Annotated in this window: 19 protein-coding genes; 2 read left to right on the top strand and 17 right to left on the bottom strand. The window is 69.3% G+C overall.

Translation table 11 applies throughout. The features are described 5' to 3' along the window. Nucleotides 1-48: 48 nt before the first annotated feature. Complete coding sequence (locus MNO14_RS07320; RefSeq protein WP_241946031.1) at nt 49-792, bottom strand: glucose 1-dehydrogenase; 744 nt, start codon at nt 790-792, stop codon at nt 49-51. 85 nt (nt 793-877) lie between these two features. On the opposite strand from MNO14_RS07320, the gene MNO14_RS07315 reads away from it, so the two are divergent. Further along, a complete protein-coding gene (locus MNO14_RS07315) occupies nt 878-1435 on the top strand; it encodes a TetR/AcrR family transcriptional regulator (protein WP_241946030.1) in 558 nt (185 codons plus the stop codon). Nucleotides 1436-1531: 96 nt separating this feature from the next. On the opposite strand, the gene MNO14_RS07310 is transcribed toward MNO14_RS07315, so the two are convergent. The 9 genes from MNO14_RS07310 to MNO14_RS07270 form a co-directional block, all read right to left on the bottom strand. Beyond that, nucleotides 1532-1738 (bottom strand): cold-shock protein, encoded by a 207-nt coding sequence (locus MNO14_RS07310; RefSeq protein WP_241946029.1) that lies wholly within the window; start codon nt 1736-1738, stop codon nt 1532-1534. A 93-nt stretch (nt 1739-1831) separates the two neighbouring features. Beyond that, nucleotides 1832-2587, bottom strand: a complete 756-nt coding sequence (locus MNO14_RS07305; RefSeq protein WP_241946028.1) for an S-methyl-5'-thioinosine phosphorylase — start codon at nt 2585-2587, stop codon at nt 1832-1834. Nucleotides 2588-2698: 111 nt separating this feature from the next. Continuing rightward, the gene (locus MNO14_RS07300; protein WP_241946027.1) at nt 2699-3259 is read right to left on the bottom strand and encodes a hypoxanthine-guanine phosphoribosyltransferase; all 561 of its coding nucleotides are present in this window, start codon (nt 3257-3259) and stop codon (nt 2699-2701) included. Next, complete coding sequence (gene nagZ / locus MNO14_RS07295; protein WP_241946294.1) at nt 3256-4236, bottom strand: beta-N-acetylhexosaminidase; 981 nt, start codon at nt 4234-4236, stop codon at nt 3256-3258. The genes MNO14_RS07300 and nagZ overlap by 4 nt, the downstream gene beginning before the upstream one ends. Nucleotides 4237-4324: 88 nt before the next feature. Further along, the gene (locus MNO14_RS07290; protein WP_241946026.1) at nt 4325-5008 is read right to left on the bottom strand and encodes a DsbA family oxidoreductase; all 684 of its coding nucleotides are present in this window, start codon (nt 5006-5008) and stop codon (nt 4325-4327) included. A gap of 34 nt (nt 5009-5042) precedes the next feature. Beyond that, the gene (locus MNO14_RS07285) at nt 5043-5546 is read right to left on the bottom strand and encodes a CYTH domain-containing protein (RefSeq protein ID WP_241946025.1); all 504 of its coding nucleotides are present in this window, start codon (nt 5544-5546) and stop codon (nt 5043-5045) included. 4 nt (nt 5547-5550) lie between these two features. After that, nucleotides 5551-6888 carry a 23S rRNA (uracil(1939)-C(5))-methyltransferase RlmD gene (rlmD, locus tag MNO14_RS07280; protein ID WP_241946024.1) on the bottom strand — a complete coding sequence of 446 codons (1338 nt, stop codon included), beginning with the start codon at nt 6886-6888 and terminating at the stop codon, nt 5551-5553. A 543-nt stretch (nt 6889-7431) separates the two neighbouring features. Beyond that, the gene (locus tag MNO14_RS07275; protein WP_241946023.1) at nt 7432-8031 is read right to left on the bottom strand and encodes a YdbL family protein; all 600 of its coding nucleotides are present in this window, start codon (nt 8029-8031) and stop codon (nt 7432-7434) included. Nucleotides 8032-8066: 35 nt separating this feature from the next. Further along, nucleotides 8067-10103, bottom strand: coding sequence for a YdbH domain-containing protein (locus MNO14_RS07270; RefSeq protein ID WP_241946022.1), 2037 nt, complete (start codon nt 10101-10103; stop codon nt 8067-8069). Between the two features lie 34 nt (nt 10104-10137). Between MNO14_RS07270 and MNO14_RS07265 the strand changes: the two genes are divergently transcribed. Next, nucleotides 10138-10872 carry a response regulator gene (locus MNO14_RS07265; protein ID WP_241946021.1) on the top strand — a complete coding sequence of 245 codons (735 nt, stop codon included), beginning with the start codon at nt 10138-10140 and terminating at the stop codon, nt 10870-10872. A gap of 12 nt (nt 10873-10884) precedes the next feature. Here the strand turns inward: MNO14_RS07265 and recO are convergent, their stop codons facing one another. The 7 genes from recO to lepA all read right to left on the bottom strand — a co-directional run bounded on the left by recO (nt 10885) and on the right by lepA (nt 16822). Continuing rightward, nucleotides 10885-11625: a DNA repair protein RecO gene (gene recO, locus MNO14_RS07260; RefSeq protein WP_241946020.1), complete on the bottom strand. Its 741-nt coding sequence runs from the start codon at nt 11623-11625 to the stop codon at nt 10885-10887. A 17-nt stretch (nt 11626-11642) separates the two neighbouring features. After that, nucleotides 11643-12095 carry a GFA family protein gene (locus MNO14_RS07255; RefSeq protein ID WP_241946019.1) on the bottom strand — a complete coding sequence of 151 codons (453 nt, stop codon included), beginning with the start codon at nt 12093-12095 and terminating at the stop codon, nt 11643-11645. Next, nucleotides 12092-12997, bottom strand: coding sequence for a GTPase Era (gene era / locus MNO14_RS07250; RefSeq protein WP_241946018.1), 906 nt, complete (start codon nt 12995-12997; stop codon nt 12092-12094). Before era ends, MNO14_RS07255 begins: the two co-directional genes overlap by 4 nt. A gap of 64 nt (nt 12998-13061) precedes the next feature. Beyond that, on the bottom strand, nt 13062-13745 hold the full coding sequence (rnc, locus tag MNO14_RS07245) for a ribonuclease III (RefSeq protein WP_241946017.1): 684 nt from the start codon (nt 13743-13745) through the stop codon (nt 13062-13064). Next, entirely contained in the window at nt 13729-14109 is a 381-nt protein-coding gene (locus tag MNO14_RS07240) for a DUF4845 domain-containing protein (protein WP_183426337.1), read from the bottom strand. Before MNO14_RS07240 ends, rnc begins: the two co-directional genes overlap by 17 nt. 28 nt (nt 14110-14137) lie before the next feature. Beyond that, nucleotides 14138-14932: a signal peptidase I gene (gene lepB / locus MNO14_RS07235; protein WP_241946016.1), complete on the bottom strand. Its 795-nt coding sequence runs from the start codon at nt 14930-14932 to the stop codon at nt 14138-14140. Nucleotides 14933-15025: 93 nt separating this feature from the next. Beyond that, nucleotides 15026-16822, bottom strand: coding sequence for a translation elongation factor 4 (lepA, locus tag MNO14_RS07230; RefSeq protein WP_241946293.1), 1797 nt, complete (start codon nt 16820-16822; stop codon nt 15026-15028). Between the last annotated feature and the right edge of the window lie 3 nt (nt 16823-16825).

Genomic DNA, 16825 nt, shown 5'->3' with positions numbered 1-16825 from the left:
GATCGCCGCGCCGGCCGCTTGGCGATCACGCAGCGCGGCTAGGTGGCGTCAGACGGCGACGTACCCGCCATCGACAAGCAACTCGACGCCTGCAACGTAGCTGCTCTCGCTCGACGCCAGGAACAGAACGGCGCGTGCGATCTCATCGGGTTGCCCCAATCGTCCGAGCGGCACGGTCTGGACCAAGGCGTCTTCGAATCCGGGTTGGGCATCCAGAAAGCCGCGGATCAGGCGTGTCTCGGTGCCACCGGGCGCGATGGTATTCACGCGAATGCCGCGTTCCTTCAGATCGACCGTCCAACTGCGCGCAAGCGAGCGGACCGCCGCCTTGCTCGCGTTGTAGAGCGACTGGTCGGGAATGCCCTTGCTGCCGGCCGACGAGCCCATCAGCACGATCGCGCCGCCCGCCGCCATCAGCGGCAACGCCTTCTGCACGGTGAAGATCAGACCTTTGAGATTGACGCCGAGCATGCGGTCGACATGCGCCTCGTCGATCGTTTCGAGCGGCACGCTCTCGTGGATGCCCGCATTGGCGAAGACGACATCGACCTTGCCATGGTCGCGCTGGATCCGGGCGTAGAGCCGATCGAGATCGGCGGGGCTGGCGACATCCCCTTGCACGCCGATGGCCCCGTGGCCGATCGCCTTCACTGCCGCGTCGAGCGGCCCCTGCCGGCGCCCGGTGATGTACACGTGCGCACCTTCCTCGGCGAAGTGCTGCGCGGTGACCAGACCGATGCCATCGCTGCCACCGGTGATCACGACCACCTTGTTCTCGAATCGCTTGTTCATGTCATCGGCCCTTGCCGTAAGTGGAGGATTCCTCCGATTAAGATATGGAAGTATCCTCCACTTGGCAAGTGGCGAAACGACGACGATGACCGACCCCTCCCCGCTGCGCGCAGACGCGCAACGCAACCGCGAACGCATCCTGGCCGCGGCCGAAGCCGTGTTCCTGGAGAAAGGTGCCGGCGCCTCGCTGGAAGACGTGGCCAAACGCGCGGGTGTTGGCATCGGCACGCTGTATCGCCGCTTCCCGACACGCGAGGCCCTGCTGGCGGCCGCCTGTAGCGCGCGCTTCGTGTCGCTGGCCGAGTCCAGCCGTGCGCGCAGTACAGCGCTTGATCCCAATCGCGCGCTGCGGGCGTATCTCGAGGATCTGGTCGCGGACACGATCCTGTATCGCGACCTGGCCGCCTCGCTCGGAACAGTGCTCCAGAAGGGTGGCACACCCGGCTGCGATGCCATGACCGAGGAAGGACAGCGCTTGCTCCGTCGTGCGCAGGACGCCGGCACGATCCGCCAGGATGTCGGCTTCGATGATCTGGTCTATGTCGCGACCGCGATATCGCTCGCCGCAGAGCAGGACGCGTCATCAACGTCGCGCACGGCGCATCTGATCGACTTGTTTCTCAACGGCATCGGCGCACGTTGATCGATGCCCACGGCCTGACCAGCCCGCATTGGAGAAGCCCCTACAAGGAAAAGCCCCGCGGACGCAGGGCTTTTCTGTGACTGCCTGCGAGCGCGGTCAGGCGACCGGTGCCACACCCGAGGCCTGCGCCCCCTTCGGTCCCTGCGTCACCTCGTAGCTCACGCGCTGCCCTTCCTGCAGAGAGCGGAAGCCGCTCGAGTTGATCGCTGAGAAATGCACGAACACGTCCGCACTGCCGTCCTCGGGCGCAATGAACCCGAATCCCTTCGCATCGTTGAACCACTTCACTGTGCCGTATTGCATGAACGTCTGACCTCGTCTGGATACGTGATACCGGCCTGCCTGCAAGGGACGGCCGGCAGGTCGAGTATGCAAAGCATGCAACCGCCGTGGCAATCAGGTCGCGAGCAGCGCCCGCAACAGGGCCGGAATTCCCGACGATGCCGCGGCAACGTTGGCGAGCACGTCCTCGAAGGTGATGACCTCGTCGACCTCGGGGCCGGCACCGGCCGCCCAGTTGGCGACGATGGCCAGGCACGCGTAGTCCAGGCCGAGCTCACGCGCCAGGCCCGCCTCGGGCATGCCGGTCATGCCGACCAGGTCGCAGCCGTCACGGCGCAGGCGCGCGATCTCGGCCCGGGTTTCCAGCCGCGGCCCCTGGGTGGCGCCGTAGCAGCCGCCGTCGACCAACGCCACGCCCGCGCGCCCGGCCGCAGCGACAACCGCCCGCCGAAACGTCGGCGTGTACGGATCGCCGAAATCGACGTGCAGCACCTCGCTGCCCTCTTCCTCGCAGTACGTCGACACCCGGCCCCAGGTGTAGTCGATCAGCTGGTCGGGGCACGCCAGCACGCGCGGTCCGAAACGCTCGGTGATGCCGCCCACCGTATTGAGCGCGAGCACGCGCGAGGCGCCGAGCGCCTGCAGCGCGGCGAGATTGGCGCGGTAGTTGATGCGGTGCGGCGGCAGCGAGTGACCCTCGCCGTGGCGCGCCAGGAAGGCCACGCGGCGGCCATCCAGCGTGCCGATGCGCACCGGACCCGACAGACCGCCATAGCGCGTCACCGGCTGGTGCGCCTCGACATCCTGCAGGTCGGCCAGCGCGTACAGTCCGGTGCCGCCGATCACGGCCAGGTCGATGGATGCGGTCATCGCGAAGTCTCGTCAGGCGCCGGGCGACGCGGGACGGGGATGATAGCGCCTGGCCGCCGCCGTCCCGATACAGCGCAGGCGCGCGGACCGGGCGGCGCCGGCCAGACGCGCTCAGTCGGCCAGCGCGTAGATTCCCGGCAGGTTGCGCCCCTGCTCATGGAAATCCATGCCGTAGCCGAATACGTAGCGGTCGGGCACTTCGACGCCAACGTAGTCGGCTTCCACGCCCTCCACGCAGCGGTCGTGCACCTTGACCGCGAGCACCGCGACACGGACCTCGCTCGCCCCCTGGTCCTCGCACCAGTGCCGCACGGCCTTGAGCGTGTGACCTTCGTCGAGGATGTCGTCGACCAGCAGCACGCGCCGGCCCTGCAGCGGTGTGGCCGGACGGTGCAGCCAGGCCAGGCCCGAGCCGGTGGTCGCGCCGCGGTAACGGGTGGCATGCAGATAGTCGAACTGCAGATCCAGCTCGCGCTCGCCCAGTGCGAACGCCAGCTGCGCGGCGAACGGCATGCCGCCATGCATCACCGTGATGAACAGCGGCGGCACCTCGTCGTCGCAGTAGTCGTCGGCGATACCGTCGGCCATCGCTTCGATCGCCTCGTCGAGCACATCGCGGTCGAACAGCAGGTCCGCGCTGTCGAGCACGTCGTCGAGCCGGGGGATGTTCATGCGATGTCTCCGTTGCGATGGGCGGTTGCGGCGAGGGCGCCGTCCCAGCCGAGGGGGCCGCGACCGATCAGGCCGGTCAGCGCCATGGTGTTGAGCGCGCGGCCTTCGACGGCGGCGAGCGATTCGGCGACAAGCTCGGGATGGCAGACCAGCACCACGTCGCAGCCGGCATCGAGGTGCGCATCGACGCGCGCCTTGATGCCGCCGGCCGAGAACGCGGCGGCCATGCCGATGTCGTCGGAGAACACGACGCCGCGAAAGCCCAACTCACCGCGCAGGATGGTCTCGATCCAGCGCGGCGAATACCCCGCCGGCTCCGGCGCGACCTGCGGATAGGTGACGTGCGCGAGCATCACCGCATCGGCGCCGGCGTCGATGCCGGCGACGAACGGCACCAGATCGTGCGCACGAATCTCCTCGAGACTGCGGCGATCGACCGCCTGGTCGACATGGGTGTCTTCGCGCACCGAGCCGTGGCCCGGAAAATGCTTGAGCGTGGCCGCCATGCCCGCCTCATGCATGCCTTCGACATAGGCGCGCGTCAACGCGGCGACGATCTGCGGATCGTCCGAGAACGCCCGATCGCCAATCGCAAGGTTGCCGTGACCGACATCGACCACCGGCGCGAAACTCAAGTCGACACCACTGCTGCGCACCTCCTCGGCCATGCGCCGCGCATGCGCGCGCGCCTGGGCGAGCGCCGCCTCGGGATCGGTGCGGAACTGCACGCCGAAGCCGGCCAGCGGCGGCAGCGCCGTGTAGCCGTCCACAAAGCGCTGCACACGGCCGCCCTCCTGGTCGACGCAGACCAACTGCGGACGCGGCGCGGCTTCGCGGATCGCGGCCGCCAAGTCTGCGATCTGCGCGCGCGAGGCGACGTTGCGCTTGAACAGGATCACGCCGGCGCAGGCATCGTGCTGCAGCCAGTCGCGCTCCTGCGCGGTGAGTTCGGTGCCGGCCACGCCGATCACGAGCATTGCGGACATCTCCATCGAGCGCGCCGGTCGGCGCAGACGCGCATTGTCGCAGATGCGCGCATCGCGCCGGGCGTGCGCACCGTGGTGTTCAGGCGCAGCCGTGCGGCCCGCAAGCGGCGCCGGTGGCCGAAGCAGGCGCTGCGGCAGCCAGCGCCTGGCGCAAGGTCTGGGCCAGTTGCTCGAGCGGCTGCGCGCCCTGCACCGCCAGCCGCCCGTCGATGACGAAGGTCGGCACGGCGCGGATGCCCATTGCCTGGGCCTGCGCGATCCGCGCCCGCACTTCCGCCTCGCCTTCGTCGCCGGCCAACAACGCCCGTACGCGCGCCGCGTCGAGCCCGCCCGCAGCGCCCGCCTCCACCAGCACCTCGGGATCGGCCAAGTTGCGGCCTTGCGCGAAGTGGGCATGGAACAGCGCCTCGCCGACCGCGTCGGGGTCGCCCTCGCGCGCGGCCAGCGCCAGCAGCCGGTGTGCCGGCAGCGTGGTCACGCGGACCTGGCCGCGATCGAAATCGAACGGCAGGCCCTCGGCGCGGGCGGTGGCCTGCGTCTGCGCCAGCAACTGCGCGGTACGCTCGGCGCCGCCGAACTTGCGCGCATAGGCCTCGCACAGCGGCACCGGCGTGGCGTCGGCGTCGGGGTCGAGCAGGAAGGGATGCCAATGGATGTCGATCGTCGGCGCACCCTCGCCCAGCAGGGCGATGGCGCGTTGCAGGCGGCGCTTGCCGATCCAGCACCAGGGACAGACGACGTCGGACCAGATGTCGATTCTCATGCGCGCATCATGCGCCGGTCCCCGGCCGCGCGCCTCAACCGCGTTCCGCAGCGTCCCAGCGGGAGAACGGATACGCGGCCAGTGCCAGGTTGTAGTAGCGCTTGTGGTCGGTGACCTCCTCGCCCAGCCAGTCGGGACGCGCGAAGGCCTCGTCGGCGTCGTCCAGCTCGATCTCGGCCACGACCAGCCCGGCGTTGTCGCCAAGGAACTCGTCGATCTCCCACAGATGGTCGCCGTGTTGCACCAGATGTCGGCGCTTTTCGACCAAGCCGCCGACGCACAGCGTCAGCAGCGCGTGCGCATCGACGATCGGCAGGGGCAGCTCGAACTCCTGACGGGTATGGCCGATCGCGCGCGACTTGATGTTCACGAACGCCGCCTCGCCCTCGATGCGCACCCGTACCGAGGCCTTCTGCGCCCCGCTGTCGAGCGCGGCCATGTCGTTGAGGTAACCCTGCGCCATCGGCACCACCGCGTGCGCCGCAGCGCGCCACGCGTCCGAGGTCACCAGGAATTTGCGTTCGATCTCCAGGGCCATGGCGCTACTTCCTCTCGAACACCGCGATCGATTCCACGTGCGCGGTCTGCGGGAACATGTCCATCACGCCTGCGTCGACGAGTCGCCAGCCGCGCTCGTTGACCAGATAGCCGGAATCGCGCGCCAGCGACGCCGGGTGGCAGCTGACGTAGACGATGCGGGCGAAACGTTCGAGCGGCAGTTGGCGCAGCACGTCGATCGCGCCCGACCGCGGCGGGTCGAGCAGCAGCTTATCGAAGCCCTGACGCATCCACGGTGCGCCGCGCTGATCCTGGGTCAGGTCGGCGGCATGGAACTGCGCGTTGCCCAGGCCGTTGTGCACGGCATTCTCCCGCGCGCGCGCGACCAGCCCGGCTTCGCCCTCGACACCGACGACCTCGCGCACGCGGCGCGCCAGCGGCAGGGTGAAATTGCCCAGACCGCAGAACAGGTCGAGCACGCGGTCGTCGGGTTGCACGTCGAGCAGTTCGAGCGTGCGCGCGATCATCGTGCCGTTGAGGCCCGCATTGACCTGGATGAAATCCAGCGGCCGGAACTTCAGCTCGACATCCCAGGCCTCGAGACGGAACGACAGCGCCGGCGCCTGCGGCCACAGCGGGTGCACGCTGTCATTGCCGCCCGGCTGCAGGAAGATCGCCATCCGCTGCTGCTGGCCGAACGCGGTCAGCGCCGCGAGGTCGCGCTCGCTCAGCGGCTGCAGGTGGCGGAACACCAGCGCCACGCCGTCGAACTCGGGAGTCGGGTCGCCGGCGATGAACTCGATCTGCGGAATGTCGCCGCGGCCATCGAGGCCGTCGACCAGCGCGCACAGCGCCGGGATCGCCGCGCCGATCGGCGGGATCACCGTGTGGCATTCGTGCAGGTCGGCAACGAAGCGCGGATCGCGCTCGCGAAAGCCCACCAGCGTCTTGTCTTTCTTCTCCACCCGCCGCACCGAAAAGCGGCCCTTGCGGCGGTAGCCCCAGGCGCGGTCGACCAGCGGTGCCATCCAGCGCTGCGGCGTGACGTGGCCGATGCGCTCGAAGTTCTCGCGCAGCACCCGCTGCTTGGCCTGGATCTGCTGCTCGGCGTCCAGGTGCTGCAGCACGCAGCCGCCGCAGACGCCGAAATGCGCGCAGCGCGGTGCGATCCGGTGCTCGGAGGCACGCAGCACCTCGAGCGTCACCGCCTCGTCGAAGCTGCGCGAGCGCGCAGTGCGCTGGGCGACGACCTGCTCGCCCGGCAGCGCCCCGGCGACGAATACGGCCTTGCCGTCGGGCAGCCGCGCGACACCGCGGCCATCGTGGGTCAGGTCGAGGATGTCGACCTGGAAAGGAGTCTGATCGAGGCGTTTGCGGGCCACGTGGCGAAGGCTGCGGGCGGAAAGGCCGCGTATTGTCGCAGAAGCCGGCACTCCGTCGGACCGGGCCTGCGCGACGGGTATCACATACGCCGACGCAGATCGTCCATCAGGTGCCGAAGTCCACTACTTCTGATTCTTCACCACGTTCCGGAGGGAATCTTGCTCACGCTCACTCCATTAAGGCGTTCTTCTCCGGAGCGCGCATCGCGCCGGCCGGGGACTGCTCCCCGGCTCGGTCAGCCCTCCATGGCTGACTCGCCGCCGCAGGCCATCCCTGGCCTGCTATCGCAATCCCCGACCAGCACGACGCACTGAGGCCGAGAAGCACGCGACTTCTTCAACCAGATGGCTTTCTGCGTCGACCCGAAGTCGGGTTGCTTACGTCCACAGCAGCGGACTGGCGGTCGGTGGCCGCGCCAAGCGCGCCAGGGATGGCGCGCGCCCGAGTCAGGACAGGATGTCCTGACCGAGGGGAGAGCGACTTCCGGCCGGCAGGCCGCTACCCATTCGAAGTGAAGCCCATTCCCGTACTCGACAAAGCCCCTACTTCTGCGTCCAGCTCCCACCCTGCTGATACCACCAGCCCGGACGCGCGCTCTGGATCCACTGCCGCGCGAACACGTCGCGGATCTGCGACTCCCATTCGGGATGACCGTTGGCGACCGCGATCTCGCGGTACACCGCCTGGCGATCGCGGTTGTCGTCGGCGACCGCGGTGTTGACCGCGACCCGGTCCTTGATCGGCAACTGCGAGGCATCGCGGACCACGATCAGGCCATTGCCGCCGAAGCCGAGCGCCCCGGAATCGAAATGCGGACGCAGCGTGCCGTTGAAACGCTGCTCCATGCGCGACTGGATCGCCTGGATCGCCGGCGTGCGGATCGTGACGTCCGGGGTTTGAGCCTGGGCGGTGCCGATGCCCAGCAGCATCCACGGATCGAAACCCGTGCCGCGCTGGGCCATGCCGCCGCCGGGCGTCGTCGACGGCGCAGGCGGCTGCGCGGCCGGGGTGTCGCCGATCACGTTCTCCACGAACTCGCGCGCCGCTTCCTTGGCCTCGGCGGCAGGAAAATAGACGTTGATCGTCACGCATGCAGTCAGTGCGAGCGCGGCCACGGCCGGCAGTCCCATCCAACGCGCCATCGGGTGATCTCCTGTTTCAGTACGGGGCGTGGCGCTCAGTCGATGACCGGGGCCACATCGCCGCCAGCGGCGGCAGCCAGGCGTTCGACCAACGTCGGCCAGTCGACGTCGCGGTTGTGCCCGACGACGTCCAGCCGCGGCAGGCCCGCGCCGTCGACGATAGTAAAGGCGTTGCCCGCTGAATGCAGGCCAGCCATGCGACAGACCTGGTTGCGCAGCCGGCAGGAGATGCCGATGCCGCGATAGCCGAAGTCGTCGAACAGCGCGATCGCCTTGCCCTGCAGGCTGGTGACGAACGAGGCGTCGCCGACGCTGGAGATGTCCTGCACCGCCCGTTGGCTGATGCGCTGGCGCACCCCGGGCGTGCGTTCGGTATGCAGTTCGGCATCGAATGCGGTGGCGCCCCAGTCGACCAGGCGAAGCCCGTCGATCCGCCCGTGCAGCCGCCCTTCGATGCTGCCGAAGCCGAACACGCCGGTCAGCGCCTGCAGGTCCAGCCCCTGCAACGCGAGATCGCTGGTGACCGTCGGCGCGACGCCGAACGGCCGCTCGATCGACAACGACGACACGTCGACGCGGCCGTCGAAGAGCTGCATCGCCATCCCGCCGTCGAAGTCGATCCGGTTGTCCGCATAGCGCACCGTCGGGATGTGGCCGCTCAGGCGGCCTTCGAACGCTGGCCAAGCCAGCGCCTGCGCCAGCCGGCCAATGTCCAGGCCGTCAAGCCGCAATGCAGTGCGCATCCGCAGGCCGTCGCCGTCGCGCTCCGCGTGCCCAGGCAACTGCAGTGCCAGCGCTTCGAACCCGATCTCGCCGCCCAGGAACGACAACGCGACCGGCTCGCGCAACCGCATACGTCCCCCGGCGCTCTCCAGGCTCCAGGCCGCCGCGTCGAACGGCATGCCGTACAGCGCCCCGCCCCGCCAGGCGAAGGTGCTATGTACAGGCGTGGTCGCCGAATAGCGCAGCGCGCCGTCCATGTGATCGAAACGGAACCGCGCCTGCGCATCGCCGACATCCAGGCCGCGCAGGCGCAGGTCCGCCGTGCGCAACACGCCGCCGGCCAGCGCCAGCGACGCGTCGAAGCCGCCCTGCAGCGACAGCCCCGACAGGCCGGCCGGGCCGAGCCAGCCGGATAAATAGCGCGCCGGCAGCGCATGGGCGTCCCGGCTCGTCGCATCGAGCGACAAGGCCTGCAACGTGCCGTCGGCCGACAGCGCACCGGTGCCGTCGAGCTGCAACGTATCGCCATCGCGCCAGCTCAGGCGCGGCAAGTCCCAGCCGCCGTCGGCTTTGCCTTGGAGGTCGAGGCCGATCCCGATCGGCGTGGGCGGCAAGGCCAGATACGCCGCGCCGAACAGCCACTCGCCCCCGTGCAGTGTGCCGTCCAGCCGCAGCGCAGGGCCGGCATCGGGCAGGCGTAGGTCGAGCCGCAAATCGGCGTCGACGCCTTCGGCCGCGATCGCCCCGTCAGGGGTCTCCAGCGCAAGTCCGTGCACGGCCAAGGTGCCGGCGACGCGCAGCGGCTGCGCATCCGGCGCATCGATCCGCAGCGCGCCATCCAGCCGTCCCTTGCGCAGTTGCGCAGCCTCCCACGCGCTGTGCACCAGCGCCTGCGCCCAGGCCGCCGGCACGCGTTCGAGGTCGATCGTCGTGCGCTCGGGCGTAACCGCCCGGCGCGCCAGCGTCAGCGCGCCGCCCTCGCCCGCCAGTCGGGCATCGATGTCCTGCGCATCGAGCTCGAGCGCCAGCCGCAGCGCAGCTCCGGAGCGGTCGCGGATGGGGCCCTCGCAGTGCCAACGGACCCGCCCCTCGTTCACGAGCCGTTTCAGCGGACATTGCCAGTCGACATCGCGCAGCCGCCACCCCAGCGCCCCGGCATCGACGTCCGCGGCGCGCAGCCGGAGCCGGCCGTTGGGCGCATCGGCCGGCCAGTCGAGCGCCAGCCGGACCTGGGTCATCGCCGCGACCGGGGTGTCGACATGGGCGATCCGGGCCGCCACCGTCCGCGCCTGCGCGAGAGGCACACAGGCCAGCAACAGCGGTAGGATCGGCAGCAGGCGGCGAGGCATCGCCGCAGGATACCTTCATCGCATGGAGCGACCGATGCCCAGATTGCTGCTGGTCGAAGACGACCCCACGAGCCGCAGTTTCCTGCTCGCCGCGGCGTCCTCACTGCCGGCCGAGGTGGACGTGGCCGCAACGGTCGCCGATGCCCTCACGCTGGCCGCGACCGACACCCACGACGCCTGGCTGATCGACGCCAACCTGCCCGATGGCAGCGGCATCGAACTGCTCGCCCGCCTGCGCGCACAAGGGCTGGACACGCCGGCCCTGGCGCACACCGCCGAGCGCGAACGCGAATCGCTCGACGCCCTGCGCGCGGCCGGTTTCCTGCTCGCGCTGAGCAAGCCGGTGACGGCCGCCAACTGGCGCGCTGCGATCCGCACCCTGGTCGCAGCGCCGGTCGTCGCCCCGCCCCCGCCGCCACGCCCGATTCCGGCCGACGAGGACCTCGAGCCCTCTGCCGCCGGGCGTCCGGCGGTCTGGAACACCCGGGCCGCGCTGGCCGCCGTGGGCGGCAACGCCGGCAACGCCGATGCACTCCGCGGCCTGTTCCTCGGCGAGCTGCCGCAAGCGCGCGACGGCATCGTGCTGGCGGCGCGACGCGGCGATACCCCGGCCATGCGCAGCCTGCTGCACAAGCTGCGGGCCGGCTGCGGCTTCGTCGGCGCCGACCGCCTGTGCGCAGCCGCCGCCCTCCTGCACGCCGCCCCGGCCTCGGAGCCGGCGCTGCATCGGTTCCTCGCCGCCATCGACGCGACGCTGGCGGCCGCCTGAGCGCGTGGACGCCTAGCGGTCGGCCGGCGTTGCGGGTCGCGCGAACTGGGACGCCAGCTCCCAGGATTTGAGGCCCCGCGGGCCCAGGTGATGCGCCAGCACGGCGCGCAACGCGCGCCGCAGGCTGGCGAGGTCCTCGCTATCGGGGGCCGCGCCATCGGCGGCCAGCGCGAGCAAGGCACGTCCGGTCGCCGCCGCGCTGCGTGAGGCCGCGCCGCCATCGAGGTGCAGTCGGCGCGGGCCGTGCTCGGGGTCGAGCAGGTAGCGCGCCGCCGGGTCGATCGGCCGGCCATCGCCATCGGTGTCGAGCGGCAGGCCCACGCCGAGCGCATCGAGCAAGGCGCGTTCGAACCGGCGCAGGCTCCAGGCCAGTTGGCCCGGCGAAGTCAAGCGCCCACGCACCTGCGCGTAGGCGTCGTACAACTCGGGCAATGGGTCCTGGCGCGGCGCCAGGCGCAGCACCAGTTCGTTGAGATAGAAGCCGGCGAGCATCGCATCGCCGAGCAGACGCGGCGCCGCGTCGAGCGCCTCGGCTCCGCGCAGTTGTGCCAGTTCACCGCGCAGTTGCGCCTCCAACCGCACATGCTGCAGCGGTTGCAGCGCCGCGCGCAGCACGTGCTTCTTCGGGCCCTGCACGCCGCGCGCCACCAGGCCCAGGCGCCCATGTTCGCGGCTCAAAACTTCGACCAGCAGGCTGGTCTCCCGCCACGGCCGCGCATGCAGGACGAACGCGGGCTCGTTCTCGATGCGCACGGCGGTCCGGCGCCGCTTTAGCCTGCGCCGATACGGGCGAAGAACGCTTCGCCGGTCAGGCGTTCGTCCGGGCCCGCCAGGCTGTACCAGTCGGGCTTGGCGTCGATGAAGATCTCGAGCGCGAAGTGCGCCTCCGGGATCGCATCGAACAGCCCCGCGGCGACGTAGTGGTGGCCGTCGCCGGTGGTCGTGAAGAACAGGCTGCTGCCGCAGGTCGCGCAGAACGCGCGCTCGGCCCAATCGGAGGACGCGAACCTGCGCACCAGTGCCTCGCCGGCCTCGATGCGCAACGCGCTGCCGACCGGCAGCAGCATCGCCAGGCTGCCATGGAAACGGCGACAGGCCCCGCAGTGGCAGGCATGCACCTCGTGCGTCCCGGCGGGCACGCTCAGCACCACACCGCCGCACAGACAACGGCCCTGCAGTCTCGCTGCCTCGTTCTGGCCCGGCACCGTCGCGGCCTCGGTCATTCGCCGTAACCCAGCGCCTTGAGCGCCGCCTCGTCATCGGACCAGCCCTGGCGCACGCGCACCCAGGTCTCGAGGAACACCTTGGCGTCGAACAAGCGTTCCATCTGCAGCCGCGCCTTGGTGCTGATGTCCTTGAGCCGCGCGCCGCCCTTGCCGATGACGATCGCCTTCTGGCCGTCGCGCTCGACCCAGATCACCGCGCCGATGCGCAGCATCGCGCCGTCGACGGTGAAACTCTCGATCTCCACGGTCGTGGCATAGGGTAATTCGGCGCCGAGCTGGCGCATCAACTGCTCGCGCACCAGCTCGCCGGCGAGAAAGCGCTGGCTCTTGTCGGTGATCTCGTCCTCGCCGTACAACGGCGGCTGCTCGGGCAGCAGCGGCAGCACCGTCGCCACCAGTTGCTGCAGGCCGTTGCGCTTGAGCGCCGACAACGGCACCACACCGGCGAACTCGCGCCCCTCGACCACCTGCTGCAGGTACGGCAGCAACGCGGTCTTGTCCTTCATCCGGTCGATCTGGTTGACCACCAGCACCACCGGCACGCCGGCGCCGCGCAGCGCATCGAACGCCAGCGTGTCCTCCTCATCCCAGCGTCCGGCCACCACGACCAGCAAGGCGACATCCACCCCTTCCAGCGCACCGCGCGCGGCGCGGTTCATGACGCGATTCATCGCGCGCTTCTGCTCGCGATGGATGCCCGGGGTATCGACCAGCAACAGTTGCCCCTCGGGCAGGGTCGCGATGCCCAGCAGACGGTGCCGGGTGGTCTGGGGCCGGTTGGAGACGATGCTGACCTTGGCGCCCACGAGCGCATTGACCAGGGTGGACTTGCCGACGTTGGGTCGACCGATAACGGCAACGAAGCCGGCGCGATGGGGCGCGGAGTGGGGATCTGTCATGCCGGCATTCTACGGAAAAAACCCGCTTCAGCCGGCGGCCAGCGTCGCCCGAGCGCCGCCGTGCTCAGGTGCCGGCTTCGAGCAGCGCGACTACGCCCTCGGCAGCCTGTTGCTCGGCCGCTCGGCGGGAACTGCCCTGCCCCTCGGCAGCGATCTGGGCATCGGCCAGCACACAGCGCACGATGAAGGTCCGCGCATGCTCCTCGCCGGTCTCGGCCAGCAATTCGTAGACCGGCAGCGCGCGCTGCCGCGCCTGCAGCCATTCTTGCAGCCGGGTCTTGGCGTCCTTGGCGATCCGCCCGCTGGCCAGCGCCGCCAATGCGCGCTCGAACAGCGGCAGCACCACCGCGCGGCAGGTGTCGAGGCCCGCATCGAGATAGACGGCCGCGATCACCGCCTCGAGCGCGTCGGACAGGATCGAGTCGCGACGATGCCCGCCGGATTTCATCTCGCCGGGGCCCAGCACCAGACGCGATCCCAGATCAAGTTCGCGCGCGACCGCAGCGAGCGAGGACTCGCGCACCAGTTCGGCCCGCGCCCGCGTCAGCGTGCCTTCGTCGGCGCCGGGGCAACGCGCGAACAACGCCTCGGCGATCAGCGCGCCGAGCACAGCGTCGCCAAGGAACTCCAGCCGCTCGTTATGGGGCGCACCGGCGCTGCGGTGGGTCAGCGCCTGGGCCAGCAACCCCGGATCGCGGAACACATGCCCTGCGAACCGGCCCTGCTGGCGGTCAACCGCGCCCGCCATCGCCTGCGAATGTCTGGGTGGCCTGGAAGCGGCCCACCACATCGAGATTGCCGATCAGCGGCTTGCGGGCTTCGTAGTTCACGTCCATGCGCAGGCCTTCGGGCACGCGGGTAATCGTCACGTCCTGGGGCTTGACGGTCTCCGCGTAGCTGATCTGCAGCCGACGGAAGAACAGCTCGCGGATCCGCGCGGTGTCCGCACTGGCGATACCCGGCTCGGCCGCCAGGCCCTTGAGCGCGGAGCGGACGCTGTAGTACTCCGAGTACATCGGAAACAGCTTCATGCCGACATAGGCGAAGAAGCCGATCAGTGCCAGCACGACGACGAAGCCCAGCAAGGTGATGCCGCGTTGCGTACGTTTCATGGTGTCCCCTTCAGTCGCCCCCGCCGGCTCAGCGGATGCTGCTGCCGATCCGGCCCCAGTCGACCCAGCCCGGCGCCTGCGAATCGACGTTCATCCAGATCAGGAACGCCTTGCCGCGCAGTTGGGTCTCCGGCAGCGTACCCCAGAAGCGGCCGTCGTCGCTGCGGTCGCGGTTGTCGCCCATGACGAAGTAATGGCCCTGCGGGACCTCGTAGCGCCCCTCGCCCATATGGAACGGCGCGGCCTCGTCGATGTGCAGGATCTCGTGGCTGCGACCGGGCATCGTCTCTTCGTAGAGCGAGGCGCCGGTCATCTCCGCACCGCGCCCCACGCCTTCGTAGGTGCCCAGCCGCTGGTAGCCGAACGGGGTGCCGTTGACGAAGACCTGGTTGTCGCGGAACTCGACCGTGTCGCCCGGCAGGCCGATCACGCGCTTGATCCAGTCCTGGTCGGGGTGCTGCGGCGGCCGGAACACCACCACGTCGCCACGCGCCGGCTCGCCGATGTCGATGACCTTCTTGTTGGTGATCGGCAACCGGATGCCGTAGCTGAACTTATTGACCAGGATGAAATCGCCGATCAGCAGCGTGGGCATCATCGAACTGGACGGGATGCGGAACGGCTCGGCGACGAAACTGCGCAGGATCAGCACCACGAACAGGACCGGGAAGAAGGCCTTGGCGTAGTCGACCGCGACCGGCTCCTTCTCCTCGATCAGCCCGCTGCGGCGCGCGCGCCGCTTGGCCAGCACCAGCTTGTCGAGCAACCAGATGACGCCGGTCAGCAGCGTCAGAACGACCAATGCAGTCTCAAACCATTTCATGGGAGCTCCTTGGGAGCGGTGGTGCCTGATGGGCGATCGAGGGTCGGGACAAACGCGGCGTCGCCGTGGCGCACGCCGATCGCTGACCCGCGATCACGAATCACGGCTGTTGCTGAGCACCGCCAGGAACGCTTCCTGCGGGATCTCGACGCGGCCGACCTGCTTCATGCGCTTCTTGCCTTCCTTCTGCTTCTCGAGCAGCTTCTTCTTGCGCGAGATATCGCCACCGTAGCACTTGGCCAGCACGTTCTTGCGCATCGCCTTGACCGTGGTGCGGGCGATGATCTGCGAGCCCACCGCGGCCTGGATCGCGACATCGAACATCTGCCGCGGGATCAATTCTTTCATCTTCTCGGTCAGCTCGCGGCCGCGGCGGTCGGCATGCTGGCGATGGACGATCAGCGACAGCGCATCGACCTTGTCGCCGTTGATCAGCGTGTCCACGCGCACGAACGGCCCGGCCTGGAACCGCAGGAAGTGGTAGTCGAGCGAGGCGTAGCCGCGGCTGACCGACTTGAGTTTGTCGAAGAAGTCGAGCACGACCTCGGCCATCGGCAGTTCGTAACTGATCTGTACCTGGCTGCCGAGGTAGCTGATCCCGATCTGCGTACCGCGTTTCTCCTCGCACAGCGTGATGACATTGCCGACGTAGTCGGGCGGGGTCAGCACATTGGCGCGGATGATCGGCTCGCGGATCTCCTCGATCTGGTTGACTGGTGGCAGCTTGGCCGGATTGTCGAGGCTGACGATCTCGCCGTCGGTGCGCAGCACCTCGTAGATCACCGTGGGCGCGGTGCTGATCAGGTCGAGGTTGTACTCGCGCTCCAGCCGCTCCTGCACGATCTCCATGTGCAGCATGCCCAGGAACCCGCAGCGGAAGCCGAAGCCCATCGCCTCCGAGCTCTCGGGCTCGAAGCGCAGCGCGGCGTCGTTGAGGCGCAGCTTCTCGAGCGCCTCGCGCAGCGCCGGATAGTCCTCGGCGTCGATCGGGAACAGGCCCGCGAACACGCGCGGCTGCATTTCCTGGAAGCCGGGCAGCGGACTGGGCGCCGGATCGCCGGCCAGGGTCAGGGTGTCGCCGACCGGCGCGCCGTGCACGTCCTTGATCGACGCGGTGATCCAGCCGACCTCGCCGGCCCGCAGCTGCGGCAAGGGCTTGCGCTTGGGCGTGAACACGCCGACGTTATCGACCTGGTGGCTGCGCCCGGTCGACATCACCAGCAGCTTGGCGCCGGGCTTGATCTCGCCCTGCATCACGCGCACCAGCGAGACCACGCCCAGGTAGTTGTCGAACCACGAGTCGATGATCAGCGCCTGCAGCTTGTCGGTGTCGCGCGGCTTGGGCGGCGGTATCCGGTGCACGATCGCCTCGAGCACCTCTTCGACGTTCAGGCCGGTCTTGGCGCTGACCGCGACCGCGTCCTCGGCATCGATGCCGATGACCGCCTCGATCTCGCTCTTCGCCCGCTCGATGTCGGCCGTGGGCAGGTCGATCTTGTTGAGCACCGGCACCACCTCGAGCCCCTGCTCGACCGCGGTGTAGCAGTTGGCGACCGACTGCGCCTCCACGCCCTGGGCCGCATCGACCACCAGCAACGCGCCTTCGCAGGCGGCCAGCGAACGGCTGACCTCATAGCTGAAGTCGACGTGGCCGGGGGTGTCGATGAAGTTCAGATGGTAGGTCTGGCCATCGCGTGCGGTGTACGGCAGCGAGACCGACTGCGCCTTGATCGTGATGCCGCGCTCGCGCTCGATCGGATTGGAGTCGAGCACCTGCGCCTCCATCTCGCGCGCCTGCAGGCCACCGCAGAGCTGGATGATGCGGTCGGCCAGGGTCGACTTGCCGTGGTCGACGTGGGCGATGATGGAGAAGTTGCGGATGTTCCGCATGGG

The organism is Luteimonas sp. S4-F44 (genome assembly GCF_022637415.1).
GTDB lineage: Bacteria > Pseudomonadota > Gammaproteobacteria > Xanthomonadales > Xanthomonadaceae > Luteimonas.
This window is presented reverse-complemented; position numbering and strand designations above follow the sequence as displayed.